Source organism: Curtobacterium sp. MCLR17_044 (genome assembly GCF_003234435.1).
Classification (GTDB): domain Bacteria; phylum Actinomycetota; class Actinomycetes; order Actinomycetales; family Microbacteriaceae; genus Curtobacterium; species Curtobacterium flaccumfaciens.
This window is the reverse complement of sequence record NZ_QKTC01000047.1, coordinates 1-662: the sequence shown is the minus strand read 5'-3', so window position 1 is coordinate 662 and position 662 is coordinate 1. Positions and strand designations below refer to the sequence as shown.

Sequence of the window (662 nt, the reverse complement as noted above, 5' to 3'; positions counted from 1 at the left end):
AGCAAAGGACTGATCACGATGCGTAAGAGCCTCAAGACCTCCATCACCCTCGCCACGACCGGCGCCCTCGTCCTCGGCGGTGCCGCGTTCGGGATCTCCTCCGCCCAGGCCGCGACCCCGAACGTGCACACGGTGTCCTCGTCGTCCGAGTCGAAGATCCCCGCACCCGTCGCCTCGGTCCCCGAGGTCCTCGGTGGCTCCACCGCCGTGAAGCTCGACTCCGGCTTCACCGACGCCCTCACCGCCCTGAAGCTCACCCCCGGCGTCTCCGGCGATGCGACCCTGGCTGACGGGTCGGTGTCGTTCCCGATCACCGCCGGGTCGGTCACCTACTGGTCGCCCGATGGCAACTACCGCCCGTACGTGCAGGGCCTGCTGAACCACGACGACTCGGGTCTGACCCTGAAGGCCGGCGACACCACCGTCACGCTGGAGAACTTCGTCGTGAACCCGGGCTCGTCCAAGCTCTACGGCGACGTCCTCGTCAACGGCAAGGTCGCCGCGGCCAACGCGTTCCTGTTCGAGCTGCACGGCGGCTCCCTCAAGCCCCTCCAGCTCGAGGGCGACAACGCCATCCTCACCGGCACCACCGTCCACATCTCCGAAGACGCCGCCGGCCTGCTGAACAAGACCTTCGGCACCGACGCCGTCAAGCGCGGCCT

Annotated in this window: 1 protein-coding gene; it reads left to right on the top strand. The window is 68.4% G+C overall.

The annotated features are described in order from the left end of the window. Window positions 1-18: 18 nt before the first annotated feature. On the top strand, window positions 19-662 hold a 644-nt coding region (locus DEJ04_RS18125), incomplete at its 3' end, for a hypothetical protein (protein WP_111048014.1).